Source organism: Paenibacillus shenyangensis, from assembly GCF_000346635.1.
GTDB classification, from domain to species: domain Bacteria; phylum Bacillota; class Bacilli; order Paenibacillales; family Paenibacillaceae; genus Saccharibacillus; species Saccharibacillus dauci.
Window position 1 is genome coordinate 1 of sequence record NZ_AOIG01000002.1, and the last position, 13,730, is coordinate 13,730.

Consider the following 13,730-nt stretch of genomic DNA (forward strand, 5'->3'; position numbering starts at 1 on the left):
ATGGTTTTTATTCACCAAGACCAGCAGTTTAATTTGCTTTTGCCAGCTTCTTAGCGCCTAATATATATATCGGCCCTATTCCAAGTTTGTTAATAGCATATTCATAAAAAAGATAGATTATTTTGGTGATTTATTAAATTGCTCCAAAAGAGCATTTACTTGGGTCAACTGAGGCGCTGCAGAGGCTTTATTACTTTCTTGAATAGCAGCATAAATTTCATGACGATAGATTTCAATATGTGAAGGTGCAGAAATACCAAGTTTCACTGTGTCTCCATCAACACTAAGCACAGTTACTTCGATGTCATTCTGAATAACAATCTTTTCTCCCTTTTTACGTGCTAGTACCAGCATGATTAAACACCTTCCTTCTGTTCAGATGGTTGTAGAGGATGTTTCGTATGATACGATGATTGATGCAGCACGATTTGTGCAGCCTGACGTGTATCTGTATTACATACTATAGGTGCTAAAAGATTAAGTGTAGATTTATCCATTGGATCATTCAGTGTAACCATGCAAGCTACGCGTACTGCCTGTTCGCTGGTCAATTCAGGATAATCTTCTTCCTTGATTTCAAATTCATAATCGTTGTAAATAGAGAACGGATCCACGAGTAGAAAAGACAGCCCTGGCTCCTGCACAGACTGAAGATAACTAAATGGGCTATTCTCTACATCGATCCAGGCAAAAGTCTTTTCCTCTTCAAAACCAGGAATACCATTTTCGAATTGATACATGTTTTCTTCAGCAACATCAATGTTTCCCCAGGTTAATGTGTTTATGATCACGTTATATTCTCCTTTTCCAGCGTAATGGCCAGTATATATTTTTAATATAACTGAAAAAGCCACAGATAGCGAACAATCGCCATCTATGACTTTTACATGGTGGTGTCTATTTCCGGTGGGATAAATTGCACGGATGGGTACTGCTGCATATAGATATTCACATTACCTCTGGTATATTCAATCTCCGGACGATTAATCTGGACCTGAATATCCGGCTTATGCGTTGTTACTTCGATGATAGGATCTCTACGTTCCACCTGGATATCCACGTTATCAGATGAAGCAGCTCCCCTGTATTCTATAAACCCAGGAGTATTCTGAGAACGTGACTTCATAATATCTCCCAAAGTATTACCTGGTTTATAAAATTCACGCATACGCTCGCCATCTTTCATTCGCTGACTTAATCCCTGCAGGAACAGCTGCTGTACATTGGAATACAGCCTCTTCGTCATTTCTAGATGACTTCCTCCATCATAAGCAGCCAATGCCCGGCTCTGATCAATGGTCAGTTCGGGTTTGGGCTGTTGAATCTCCAGATCGGCTTTTTGGGTAGTAATCTGGAGATCTGCTTTGGGCTGACGAATGGAGAAAGAACCAGGGGTCGTCTCGATTCCGATTCGCCCTGGTGTCTGTCTGATTTGTACAATTGGCATGGAGGTCATGGTATAGCCCCCTTAACTTTTTGAAATTATCTCAGGAAATCAACCAGCGTTGTAGAGATGATTTTGGCACCTGCTGACAAGGAAGCTGTATAGATATTTTCCTGTGTTTGAGATTTCACCAATAATTGCGCATAGTCTGCATCTTCTACTTTGGACTGTAAAGCAGTCAAATTGGTTTCCATATCTCCGAGCCTTGCTTGCATCAGTTCTACACGGTTGGTTTTAGCTCCTACTTGCGACTGCGCCGTCAACACCTTTTCCACACGTGAATCAATATTAGCCAGCTGCTTTGTCAATTCTTTGGTATCTCCACTTTTCAATGCAGCTGAAATATTATTCAATAAATTAAAAATATTATCTGTTTCCCCAGTCTGTCCAAACACTTCATTCCCTGTTGTATTAATAGGCAGCTTAATATTATCACCTACCATGTAATTCACAGTTCCTGTGTCTGTCTGTACTGTAGCTCCGTTAGTAATATCCTGCGTTCCATCTGCTCCTGTAGGGAACTGGTACGGCTTTTCGTTATAATTCTGTCCATTGAAAATATATTTACCATTCAACTGACTGTTGGCAATATCGATAAATTGCTCTTTCAACTGGGAAACTTCGCTATTAATACTATCCAGGGCAGATTGTGGATTGGTATCGTTAGCTCCCTGTACAGTAAGTTCACGCAATTTCTGCATAACATCATTGGTCTGGGTCAGTACCGTATCGTTGTACTCCAGCCAGGAAATAGAACTGTCCACATTCTTCTGATACTGCTGGGCCGAAGCTACATCGGCACGATAGCGAAGGGAATACGTGATACCTACTGGATCATCCGAAGGGCGGTTGATCTTCATCCCCGTCGACATTTGTTCCTGTGTGTTCTGCATTGCTCGTGCGTTCCGGTTCAGGTTCATGAGCAGCTGATTGTTCTTCATTCCATTGGTTACTCTAAGCATCTCAATAATCTCCTTTATCCGTTATTATCTTCCAACCAAGCCAGTGGAGTTAATGAGCTTATCCAGCAGTTGATCATAAGTGGTCATGAAACGTGCTGCTGCGCTGTAAGCATGTTGGAATTTGAGCAAGTCACTCATTTCTTCATCGATAGAAACGCCGCTTACCGATTGTCTGCGAGAGTCAATCTGGGTCACTATTGTAGTGGAGTTGTCTGTTTGACGATTGGCTTCCTGAGCCTGAACACCGAGTTGGCCTACCATTGTACTGTAAAATGAATTAATGGTTGCAGACTGTGTTCCATCTGCATTGCTAAATTTGGCACCAGTTAATTCGGAAGTGATCAGAGCCATATCATTGTTGCCTTTGATCACTTTGCCATTGGCATCTACACGCATCGATGTGGCAATCGCATTCAGGTTATTCACGATATCCGGATTTACTGTAATGCTACCTGCAGTCAACGTACCATTGTCGGATGATGTAAAGAACGGAACTCCTGTTTTGGCTGCTCCATTAGCATCTGTATCCATGGAATAACCCATCTGCTGAAGTCCATTAATACCTTTGACAATAATATTAGTATCTGAAGTCAGTGTACGGTTAGCACCTGTATAGGTTTTCTCTGTTTTGGTACCATCTGAATTTACAACCTGTGCTACCGTTCCTTCCGGCATCACGGAGCCTTTAGGGAAAGTCACCTGCACTTCGCCATTTGCAATAGTATTGGCCAGTTGATTCAGCTGATTGGTATAACTGGCTACATAAGTGTCACGGGACAGGATCATACCGTGCACTTCGCCGCCTGTTAGCGTCCCGCCTTCATATGCATTATTTAAAAAAGCAGCGTCTACCGTAGTAGGCGTATATCCCTGTACAAGGTTCTGTCCACCCATACTTACGTTATAGCCTTGAGCTGTATCGGTTACATTGATATTGACGAGAGCGGACAGCTTATCAACGAACAGATCCCGTTGATCTCGAAGATCGTTGGCATCATCACCGAGTGCTTCTACTTTGACAATAGACTGGTTTAAGTTGGCGATGGAGTTGACATATCCTTGCACTTCAGAAGCTGTATTGGTAACATTGGCAGTCAAATCAGAAGCATAGTCTGTTAATTGCTTGCTGATCTGATTCATGGAATCGGTTAAAGCGAGGGCGTTCTCTTTGACTACGCTGCGAGCTGTAAGGCTGTCTGGATCTTTACTGAGGTCAGACCAGGAATCCCAAAAGTTCTTAAGTACGGCACTAAAGCCAGTTTCAGAAGGGTCCTGAAAAATCTCTTCGATTTTACTTAAAGAATCTGCCCGTGTGGTCCAGCTATTCAGCGTCGCATTTTCCTGACGGAACTGGCCATCCAAGAATAATTCTCTAACACGAACAACCTGTGTTGCTTCTACACCGGTACCAATTTGTCCTGCGCCTGTGGAATGAGAGAATCCAGGAGCTTCGATTGGACGGGTAGCTGACATTTTTACAGTTTGCCGTGAGTAACCTTCTGTATTTGCGTTCGCTATGTTATGGCCTGTGGTATTGAGTGCCGTCGATTGCGTAATGACACTCCGTTTTGCCGTTTCAATCGAATGGAATGTAGATGTCACTGGTTAACCCCCTATAATTATCCGCGCGTGTCGAACAGTCCTCTGCGCTGCCCTGCACCATACTGGGCTGCTGCCGGATGTTGATACACCATATCCTGCTCAGGCTTATCAACTATTACATCCAGCGAGAATTCAATGAAATCCAAAGACTGTTGAATCAGCTGCTGATTTAGATCGTTTAATTCTTTTAATCGGTCTAATGTGGATTTAAGTTTAGACTGAACGCCTAATAATCTTTTTTTATCTTCCACATCGAACACGAGACGTGCCAGTTCAGTCAGCGTAAGATTCAATTGCGATTTGATTCCGCGCTCTTTCAGAAAATCATAGGAAGCCTGCATACGTTCTTGCTCGGTTTGCTCGATCAGTTTGATCAGCTTGGATTCCTGATTCATTACACGAATCATGACATCTATATCATTAGCAACAATACTGTTTTTCTTGCTTTCACCTAGCTCGATCATTTGCTGATGATATACATCCAGCTTATTCAGCACATCGACAAGGTTGTCTAAAGACATGGTTTAATTCCCCGTTCCCTTTAAGAAAGGAAGTAGTTTGTCAGCAAGGGCACCAGCGTCTACTTTGTAAGTGCCTGCAGCTACTTGCTCTTTCAGACTTTGGATTTTTTGTGCACGTTCTGCGTTAGCAGATGCTTGAGTTGCATTGGCTTGCAGCATTTCCATAGCTTCCGGCGAGATGGACACTTCGTCTTTACGGCCTGCTTTTTTCTCGTTAGTGACGGATTTAGCTTCTACATTTCTTTGGTATGGGTTAATTGCGTTTACACGTTGAGTATCGTTAATTTTCATGGTTTTATACACACTCCTTAGTAAATTTGAGAAAGAGTTCCTAATTCTTACCGTTAATTGGATCTGCAAGAGGGACCGTCTTTTCAAAATAGGAAGTCCTTCAGAGGATACCAGGAATCTTGGGTGATATCCAACTTGCTTCATTTCCTGGTATCATAAGGCAACCGATTGTTCTTACTAAGATTATCGACCAGTTTAACTACAAATTTTATAGTCTTAAAGTGGTTAATTACGTAGTAATTTTTTTCATTGCTTAAGTCCTAAACCTGCGTAGCTATGCAAGTTTTAACCCTCTTATAGTACTAGGAAATGTCGTTATTTGACTAGGAATAGGAACACTTCCTAGTTATTGCGGTATTTGTCGACAATTCGATAGGCACCTTGACTAGTAGCCTTGGAATCTTTGGGAGCTTCATCTTCTTGATAAGCATTACGGATATCCTTGGTTAGGCGGGTACGGCATGGTTCGCACATGTTGTTCTCACGAATCGGTGTTCCACACACTTCACAGGCATAGCCCATATTCGGTGCATTGGCAATAGAGATACGTCCTTCACGAATAAAGGTGGAGATTTGCTTGATAGATACGTCTACAGCTTCGGACAATTCAGTGATTGTTGTTCCTCTGTTCTCACGCAGATACTGATTACATCTCTCATATTGCTGATCGATATCCTTGATACAGTTTCCACACATTCCTCTAAGATTCGCCACGTATAATTTACCGCATTGCGGGCAGTTTGCTAAGTTCATTTATATTCGCCTCCTGAAATTCATTACATCTATAGGATTGAGCATAACAATTAAAATGTTGTCTATACTTATATCGTAAGATGGAGGCTTTTTTATTAGGTACCATATCTAAATAAATAGTCATTATAACACTTTCTCTTCTTTTTTTCTTAACAAGCTCATATAGCCAGATACATATAGCCCTATTTTCTTATTCTCAATTTGCTTCCTATTTTAAACAGAAACGTGACTGATCAGGAACGTGCCCATGTTAGAGAAAACACTTCTGTTTTTATATTGCATCGTGCAGCAGCTTGTTGCAGTGCTTCTGCACAGCTGTTAATGGTACTGCCTGTGGTATAGATATCATCAATCAGCAGAATACGAATACAAGTGTCTCGACTATCCATTCTTTTGGATAAAGGGAAATAGTTCTTGGATGGCCTATTATTCTTTGTATGTGCAATGTGCAGTAACCAATCTGTTGCCTGAGACTGATAGGAGAATACGCCTTCTACATTTTGCATCCTGCCCCGACGGCTTTGTGTGCTTTGTTTGACGGTATGCCGGTTACGCATCAGCAGTGGAATAGACGGCACCTGTATGACTCCTGACAATTCGTCCGCCATCACTCTTGCCTGATCAAATCCACGACTAACCAGCCGATCCGGACTGGCAGGGACCCATGTAATAATATCTGGTGACCACATTTCCCGGTAAAATGAACTCATCTCCTGCTGCATACGGTAATATCCCTCTTTTAATATACCTCCAATCACTGCTGAATAACCTTCATTTCCATTATATTTATAGGAGGCCAGCCATGATCTCATCTCTGTATCGTACTCTACTGCACTGCGATTGAATGTGAATTGACGTCCTGCAAAGGTAGATCGTCGACAATCCGGACAATCTATCGAGCGACCACATACTCTGCATACTGGCTGGCGAATCCATGGAATGTATGCAGTGCAGCGACTGCACAAACCCGGGATTCTGCTATTTGCAGCTGCAGGACGATTACAGACAATGCAATGAGCATGATGAGGATGCAGATAGGATAATATTCCCTCCCATAATCCAACTAGCTGACGAGTAAGCATGTTAAGCTCCTTTGGTTGATATTATTTGCTCTATTTCAATTGGTTCCTATATATAATAGGAATAGTACATAGAGTTGTTTTGTTTATTGCAGATATCCCTGTCGTCTGGCAGTTCGGTTCATCTGCTTGATTTGGTTTACAGCTCTTTTTTGCTCCAGCGTCCAATCCCTTGAAGCAAAAAACACACCTCCGGCCGGATCATTCATAGAACGCCCTGCCCTTCCAGCCATCTGAATTAACGCAGCTGAATCATACAGCTTGTCGTTTGCATCCATAATATATACATCACTCTTCGGAATGGTTACCCCGCGTTCCAAAATAGTCGTTGTAACCAATAGACGAATTTGTTGCTGCCGAAAAAGACTGACCTTTTCCGCACGATCATGATCTTGTGAAGATGTTCCTTCAATATGTATATGAGGAAAGTATTTGCGGATCAGTTCAATGGTCGCTTCGATCCAGGCAATACGCGGAACAAACAGAAAAATTTGTGCCCCCCTGTTGATCGACTGGTGTATTTGGCTTTGCAGAGAATTAGGAAGGTGCTTGTTTGTTATACAGCGTGATAATGAAGGTACCTTGAGATGCTTTGGTACAGGCAGCGGATGACGATGATAACGGACCGGAACTTTGGCATGAGCGAGTGTGCCTCGCTTGATCTCCTGCTGTAGATCGGCAGATGGAGTAGCGGATAAGTAAATGAACTTGCCATTTGGCCGGCATGCCTGATTCGCTGCATAGCTCAGCATCGGATTGTTATGATAAGGAAAAGCATCTATCTCATCAATAATCACCAGTTCAAAAGCTTCGTGAAAACGCATAAGCTGATGAGTAGTCGAGATAGTCAATGAAGCCGTACGCCAGCGGTCTTCACTTCCTCCGTAGAGTACAGCTATGTCTATATCGGGAAAAGCTTTGGCGAGACGTGGAGCCAACTCGAGCACTACATCCCGGCGTGGGGTTGCAATTACTGCCCTGCCGCCTGTACGAATAGCATGTTCCAGTAACGGAAACACCATCTCTGTCTTGCCTGCACCCGTCACCGCCCACAATAAGAAACGTTCTTTGTTTAATGAGGAAGCTATATTTCTGGCAGCTGATAGTTTACGAGTAATGGTAGTGTTTTGATTACATGCTGCAGGAACTGATCTGCCTAGAAATAATAATGCTTGATAGGCAGCTGCTGTCTGTGCCGGACTCAACCCCCAGCGCTGCCGGATGACTTCTGGATTATAAGCCTTTATATAAGAAGAGTCAGATCCCCTGCGCAAAGTATTCGAAGCTGTCGGCAATTCATTAGCATGGACTTGTACAGGCTGTATATCGTATGGATCCGAGAAATTCCCCTGCAGCAGCAGCCCACATTCCCGGCTTCGTCCAAGTGTCAGACAATCTTCACAGTAACCACAGGCAGCGGAGCCACAGCTGGCACATGAAGTATATCGAATATGATGACTTCCGCAGCGGCGACACCTGACTTCAGCAGCACGCGAGGCAGCTGTTCGAAACGGCAGGGGGCGTTTGGGCTTTGGACGAGCTGGTCTGTACACTGCTGATAATAATGAAATCTGCTGATTGAGATAAGCGAGCTGAAGCGAGCTTTTCAAGTTATGTTCTACGTAATCTGAATCTTGCATCATAGCAATACACTCATTCCAAAGCAGGGAACGTCCGCTGAGTGCTTTACTGATATAAGCTGCTTCACGGCTAAGCTGCCTTTTCCATAATGATGAGCCGGGATCACCTGGCAGTTGATTTTCTTCCCAGCTGCTTAAAATATAATAACCTGCTGCTGTCCAACTGTTGTACACATCCCATAATAGATCCCATGTGCCGCGTGTACTCTGATGATTCTGATCTGAATTACTTTTGCCAGATACTAGACTGTTATGATAAACATCCATTAATGCTCTATGAATATAATCTCCCCAGGTATTCTGCTGCATGGAAGTCCGATCCAATGTCATTAGATACGAACAGCACTGCAGTGCCCATCCCAAAGGAATACCTGTGCTTATCAGCCAGATCTGCTCACTGCGCTGTTCTCGCTTTGCCAACGCTGTCCACCAGATCAGATCTACCCGGAGATCCAGTGATATATGAATGGACCACTCCCGGGCATGCTTGATAGTATACAAAGCCACCTGCATATTTAGCTCCTCTTCTCTATAGGTATAACTTCTTTCTGTTCAAACTGTGCTAAAACGAAAAAAAGCACACTTTCCCTTGTAGGAAAGTGTGCTTCACTTTATTACATCTATTATATTAGATGATTCAACAAATGGATTACAGAGTAACCCAGCCATGTTTGATGGAGTTGATAACGGCTTGTGTACGATCGTCTACTTCCATCTTCTGCAGAATGCTGCTGACATGGTTTTTAACTGTTTTCTCACTGATAAACAGATATTCACCAATCATTTTATTACTCTTGCCTTCTGCCATCAGACGCAGTACTTCCGCTTCACGTCTGGTCAATGGATTGTCATCACCAGCAACAAACTTCACGCCGGTCTCGCCATTGTTATTATTGTCTGCGAGTGTACCGGTTTCATTAACATATGTCATGCGGCGCAGCTGCTGGATCAGTTTACCCGTTACTTTGGGATGGATATAAGCGTGTCCTTCCACTACAGAACGAATAGCATTCACCAGAGACTCGGCTTCCATATCTTTCAGCAGATAACCGGATGCTCCTTTACGCAATGTCTCGAAGACATAGCTCTCGTCATCATGAATGGAGAGAATGATAACCTTGATATCCGGGAAAAGCTCACGTAATTTCTCTGTAGCCTCTACTCCGTTCTCAATTGGCATATTGATATCCATCAATACAACCTCTGGTGGAGTATGGTTACAGAATTCCAGCACTTGAATGCCATCTCCACATTCGCCAATAACTTCAAGATCATCCTCCATATTAAGGATTCTCTTCAGTCCTTCGCGAAACAGTTGATGATCATCGGCTAGCAGTATTTTAATTTTTTTAGAGCCGTAATCATGGTTTTCCATTCTGTTGCCCCTTTCACTTTTCCACGTTCGTCGGAATATGAATTACAATTTTGGTTCCTTGATTTTCGGCAGATTCAATTTCCATTCTGCCGTCCAGTAATTCAACCCGCTCACGCATACCAATTAATCCAAAGTTATTATGGTCCTTGGTGCGCTGCTCTACTTTCTCCAGATTGAAGCCTTTGCCGTTGTCTTCAACAGTCAGCTTCACGATCTGAGCCTGGAATGTAATAATAACAGTTACATAAGTAGGCTCGGCATGTTTGGAAGCGTTCGTCAGCGCCTCCTGAACCAGCCGGTAGATAGCAGCCTCCATGGCTGAAGTAAGCCGATATTCCTTACCTCTTGTTTCAAAGATGGAACGGATTCGAGTTTTTTCTTCAAAATCCTGCACATATTTTCGCAAGGTAGGAATGAGGCCCAGATCATCCAGTGCCATCGGTCTTAGATTAAATATTACTTTTCTCATCTCTTGTAAGCTTGAACGCACTTGTGCTTTCAAATCTACTATTTCGTCCTTAACCATCTGATATTCCTGCTTGGCGATCATTCTTTCCAAAATTTCCGTCCTAAGAACTAGATTGGCAAGCAGTTGTGCAGGCCCATCATGGATTTCCCGGGAAATTCTTTTGCGTTCATCTTCCTGAGCCAAAATGATCTTCAAACCGATGAGCTGACGGTTTTTGGCAGATTCCAGAATTCGGGTCACTTGATTAAGCTCTCCTGACAGATATTCCAGTACGACACCCATCTGTGAACCGATCGTCTCGGCTCGCTCAATGGAGCTTTCCACATTTTTAACCCTCTTTTGCAAATCATCCCGTCTGGCTTTGAGATACATTTCCTTTTCCCGGTATATCATCAGATCAAGCTGTAGCTGAGTCGCCTTCTCATAGGCCTGCTTGATATCCTCTTCATTATACCGCACAAAGTCACGACTTACCTCAGTGAGTCTGATTCGGGAACTGCGATAACCGACTTCGAGCTGATCTACCTTCTCAATCGTCTCTGCTGTCTCTCTCAATACAAGCTCCAGCTCGGTATTGAGAGAAAGCAGTTCTCTTCGAGAAGTATCCAGAATCTCGAAGATCTGATATTTGCTGTTTTCCATTACACTTGTTGCGTTCTTAATGACGTGATCTATCGCATCAGCGTGGAACTCCACTTGATCTTCTCCATTTCTGTAAGTCAATTATATGATACTTTTATATCATATTATAACTTATCATGATTGGACAGTAATCGTCTTGGTTTTTTGATCCCATTTTACAGAAAGACCAAGCTCTTCAGATACCAGACGAAGCGGGACTAAAGCCCTGCCAGATACTACTAAAGGCGCTACACTCGAGTTCTGAAGCTTGCCATTGGTTACATATTGCTTGTTACCAACGGTTAGATCCATCAATGCACCGGAGCGAAGAATGGTCACTCGTTGATTCTTCTGATCCCAACTCGCCTGTCCGCCAAAAGCATCAATGATATATTTTACCGGAATATAGGTAGCATTATTTCGAAGCATTGGAGCAGCATCGATAGACTGGGATTGACCATTCAGCGTTGCTGTTTTCTTGCCTACCGTCATTGCCAGTGTTCCGGTAGGATTGGTAAAGCTGGCTGCCTGGGCAGCACCGGTCAGCTTAATATTATCGATCTGGATGCTTCCGGTTGCAGCACGTTCATCCTGACCCTCTTCTACATTAACAAGATAAATGCGTTTAAGTTTGGCCGGATAACTGATTCCCAGTGAGGACAGATCCACATTGAGTGTTTTCCAGCCTTTCCAGTTTACGCTTTTCGCCAGATCAATATAGACAGTTTTACCGCTGGCATCTGTTGCTTCAGCACGTAACCAGTTAAAGCTTTGATCGCCATATACATCGACTGCCATTGCTTTTGTACCTGCATTCAGCGTTTTGCCACTCAGCTGGGCATAGGCGTACTTTTTGCCGGTTCCATTTGTCATATCATAAGTCAGCTGCAGCACTTTGGAGTTGGAATGATCCTCTGCACCCTGTGTAATCGCTGCTGTACCTGTGACAGAACTTGGGTTACCCAGGAAGCTTACCGTCGTATCGGCACCTTCAAAATCTTCCCATGTGGTGGTTGAACCGCCACCGGTTGTTAATACCATCATTGTACTGAAGCCATCATAACGGGCAATAGCGTAGCCCACTGTAGTACCACTATCCACAGAGTTAATTGTTAGCTGATCATCTTTGACTGTTCCCTTGAAGCCAACAAATTCCCATTTCAATGTCTCAGGGGAGATCGTCATACTGGAACCATTTTTCAGCTTGGCTGTTACAGGAACCACAATAGTTGTGCCTGCTTTCAGTGTAGCGGTAGTACTTGCCGGTGAGAGACTCTGAATAGCATCAGCTCCTACGATATCCACATTCATGCTGGTACTAATACCATTACTTGTTGCAATGACTTTAGCTGTTCCCGAAGAAGTCGCTTTGAACTCACTGCCTGTCCATTTAATATTGCTGCTGCCTGCTTTCCAGGTAGGCTTAATATTTTCATTATCGATCGGATTGTAATACGTATCATATCCATTGGCTGTGTATTTGGCAGTCTGACCAAGCAGCAGCTGTTTCGGACCACTGATATTGAAGCCTTTTACACTTCCCTGAGGAGCAGTAGTATATACGCCCAGACCGTTCACCACGCTGCGCTGGGTCGTACCACCATACTCAGTCTCAAAGGTAAGTTCAGCCTGCTTCTCCCCCAGTGGGCGCGTTACAAGCGTCGTAGAGCCGCCGCCATCGAGGTTAATGCCTTTCCATACTCCAATAGACACCATAAAGGACTGTAGCTCGTACAGCGACATCCCTGCACTGTTGTTATTATCCTGTACGGCAATGATGTAGGCATAACGTCCATTCTGGGAATATCCTACTGCAGTACGTGCACGATTACCACCCAATGCATTCACATTACGAGAAAAGGAAGTTGTATTCCCCTGGTCCACCAGGATCGTATGGCCGCCGATCATCATTTTCAAATCGGCAGGATCTACTGTTTTACCGGTAGAGCGAACTTTTAGCGCATAGTCGGTAGAGACTTTTTGTCCTACCTGCATGTGCTGCTGAATATATTTAGCTGCTGTTCCATGAGCTCTTAAAATATAAGCGCCTGCAGGGACCGTTTGTTTAATTCCTTTGTTCAGAGAAATCTGGGTAATAACACCGTCCTGCACCAGAACCTCCGTAGGGGTAGTCGAACTATTAGCCGGACGCTCTACGGCTTTCCAGGCATCCGTATAAATATACATTTTATTGGTGTGACTGAATGTTTTATCCGGTTCGGTCATATACGAAGCCTGATTAATACCAGCCAGATCAAAGGTAGAACCATCTTCTGCAGTTACTTTACCTTCAAATGTAAACTGTTCAATCATTGGTGTTCCGCTTTTGGTTACACCAAATGCATACATCCCGGAGAGCTCGGATGGACTGGACATCAATACACCATCAGACGCCTGGGCACCCATCGGTACTCCTTCAGCACTCGTATTAAAATAGTCTCCATTAACACCAGCAACCGCTTTAGTCTCTTTGGCCATGCCTTCTACAGACTGCCGGGTCGTAATTTTACCACCTTGTCCAGTCATTACATTTAGATTAACATATGGATTTTGCAAATCGACTTTGACAACGTCAGCCAGTACAGTAGCAGACTTGCCAGATCGAGTCGTGTTATAACGATACTCCAGCAATTGTGCTCCTGAAGTAATAGTACTTTCATTGGTTTTGGTTGTTGAAGCTGCTTCGGCACGATGTACCGAAAACCATGATGTTGCCGGCACACTGATCTCCAGCACAGGTTGAATCCATAAAGTGCCAGCAATCGTGATTACGATCCATTTACGCATCGTTTTTGTTTTGCCATTCATAATATTGAACGCTCCTATTCCTTGAAATTCCATTGTACTTTTCTTAATCTATCTGTATCTTCGACCGGGATATCTATTCATGCACTGCAGTAACACGCATCATGATTAACAAACCGCTAAGCGGCAAAGTTATCCTTATATGAGTTAGACTACAAAAAGGGTAAA

The 13,730-nt window shown here is 43.5% G+C and carries 13 protein-coding genes; all 13 read right to left on the minus strand.

Annotated elements, in window-relative coordinates; all coding sequences use genetic code 11:
* Positions 1 to 117: 117 nt before the first annotated feature.
* Entirely contained in the window at positions 118 to 354 is a 237-nt protein-coding gene (csrA, locus tag H065_RS0100015) for a carbon storage regulator CsrA (RefSeq protein WP_017810938.1), read from the minus strand.
* Positions 355 to 356: 2 nt separating this feature from the next.
* Complete coding sequence (locus H065_RS0100020; RefSeq protein WP_017810939.1) at positions 357 to 791, minus strand: flagellar assembly protein FliW; 435 nt, start codon at positions 789 to 791, stop codon at positions 357 to 359.
* 92 nt (positions 792 to 883) lie between these two features.
* Positions 884 to 1,456, minus strand: coding sequence for a DUF6470 family protein (locus tag H065_RS0100025; protein ID WP_017810940.1), 573 nt, complete (start codon positions 1,454 to 1,456; stop codon positions 884 to 886).
* 26 nt (positions 1,457 to 1,482) lie between these two features.
* The gene (flgL, locus tag H065_RS0100030; RefSeq protein ID WP_017810941.1) at positions 1,483 to 2,406 is read right to left on the minus strand and encodes a flagellar hook-associated protein FlgL; all 924 of its coding nucleotides are present in this window, start codon (positions 2,404 to 2,406) and stop codon (positions 1,483 to 1,485) included.
* Positions 2,407 to 2,430: 24 nt separating this feature from the next.
* Complete coding sequence (flgK, locus tag H065_RS0100035) at positions 2,431 to 4,008, minus strand: flagellar hook-associated protein FlgK (protein WP_017810942.1); 1,578 nt, start codon at positions 4,006 to 4,008, stop codon at positions 2,431 to 2,433.
* Positions 4,009 to 4,025: 17 nt separating this feature from the next.
* On the minus strand, positions 4,026 to 4,529 hold the full coding sequence (locus tag H065_RS0100040; protein WP_017810943.1) for a flagellar protein FlgN: 504 nt from the start codon (positions 4,527 to 4,529) through the stop codon (positions 4,026 to 4,028).
* Between the two features lie 3 nt (positions 4,530 to 4,532).
* Positions 4,533 to 4,820, minus strand: a complete 288-nt coding sequence (gene flgM / locus H065_RS0100045) for a flagellar biosynthesis anti-sigma factor FlgM (RefSeq protein WP_017810944.1) — start codon at positions 4,818 to 4,820, stop codon at positions 4,533 to 4,535.
* A gap of 342 nt (positions 4,821 to 5,162) precedes the next feature.
* Entirely contained in the window at positions 5,163 to 5,573 is a 411-nt protein-coding gene (locus H065_RS0100055) for a TIGR03826 family flagellar region protein (protein ID WP_017810946.1), read from the minus strand.
* Between the two features lie 233 nt (positions 5,574 to 5,806).
* Positions 5,807 to 6,655 carry a ComFC family protein gene (locus H065_RS0100060; RefSeq protein WP_152425758.1) on the minus strand — a complete coding sequence of 283 codons (849 nt, stop codon included), beginning with the start codon at positions 6,653 to 6,655 and terminating at the stop codon, positions 5,807 to 5,809.
* Positions 6,656 to 6,738: 83 nt separating this feature from the next.
* A complete protein-coding gene (locus H065_RS0100065) occupies positions 6,739 to 8,805 on the minus strand; it encodes an ATP-dependent helicase ComFA (RefSeq protein WP_017810949.1) in 2,067 nt (688 codons plus the stop codon).
* 136 nt (positions 8,806 to 8,941) lie between these two features.
* The gene (locus H065_RS0100070) at positions 8,942 to 9,667 is read right to left on the minus strand and encodes a response regulator (protein ID WP_017810950.1); all 726 of its coding nucleotides are present in this window, start codon (positions 9,665 to 9,667) and stop codon (positions 8,942 to 8,944) included.
* A 13-nt stretch (positions 9,668 to 9,680) separates the two neighbouring features.
* Entirely contained in the window at positions 9,681 to 10,832 is a 1,152-nt protein-coding gene (locus tag H065_RS0100075; RefSeq protein WP_017810951.1) for a sensor histidine kinase, read from the minus strand.
* Positions 10,833 to 10,892: 60 nt separating this feature from the next.
* Entirely contained in the window at positions 10,893 to 13,565 is a 2,673-nt protein-coding gene (locus tag H065_RS0100080; RefSeq protein WP_017810952.1) for a stalk domain-containing protein, read from the minus strand.
* Positions 13,566 to 13,730: the final 165 nt, after the last annotated feature.

Coding starts and splice junctions, on each gene's coding strand:
- H065_RS0100065 (WP_017810949.1), bottom strand. CDS start 8,805: ATGCAGGTGGCTTTGTATACTATCAAGCATGCCCGGGAGTGGTCCATT.
- H065_RS0100025 (WP_017810940.1), bottom strand. CDS start 1,456: ATGACCTCCATGCCAATTGTACAAATCAGACAGACACCAGGGCGAATC.
- H065_RS0100055 (WP_017810946.1), bottom strand. CDS start 5,573: ATGAACTTAGCAAACTGCCCGCAATGCGGTAAATTATACGTGGCGAAT.
- H065_RS0100040 (WP_017810943.1), bottom strand. CDS start 4,529: ATGTCTTTAGACAACCTTGTCGATGTGCTGAATAAGCTGGATGTATAT.
- csrA (WP_017810938.1), bottom strand. CDS start 354: ATGCTGGTACTAGCACGTAAAAAGGGAGAAAAGATTGTTATTCAGAAT.
- H065_RS0100060 (WP_152425758.1), bottom strand. CDS start 6,655: ATGCTTACTCGTCAGCTAGTTGGATTATGGGAGGGAATATTATCCTAT.
- H065_RS0100080 (WP_017810952.1), bottom strand. CDS start 13,565: ATGAATGGCAAAACAAAAACGATGCGTAAATGGATCGTAATCACGATT.
- flgL (WP_017810941.1), bottom strand. CDS start 2,406: ATGCTTAGAGTAACCAATGGAATGAAGAACAATCAGCTGCTCATGAAC.
- H065_RS0100070 (WP_017810950.1), bottom strand. CDS start 9,667: ATGGAAAACCATGATTACGGCTCTAAAAAAATTAAAATACTGCTAGCC.
- flgM (WP_017810944.1), bottom strand. CDS start 4,820: ATGAAAATTAACGATACTCAACGTGTAAACGCAATTAACCCATACCAA.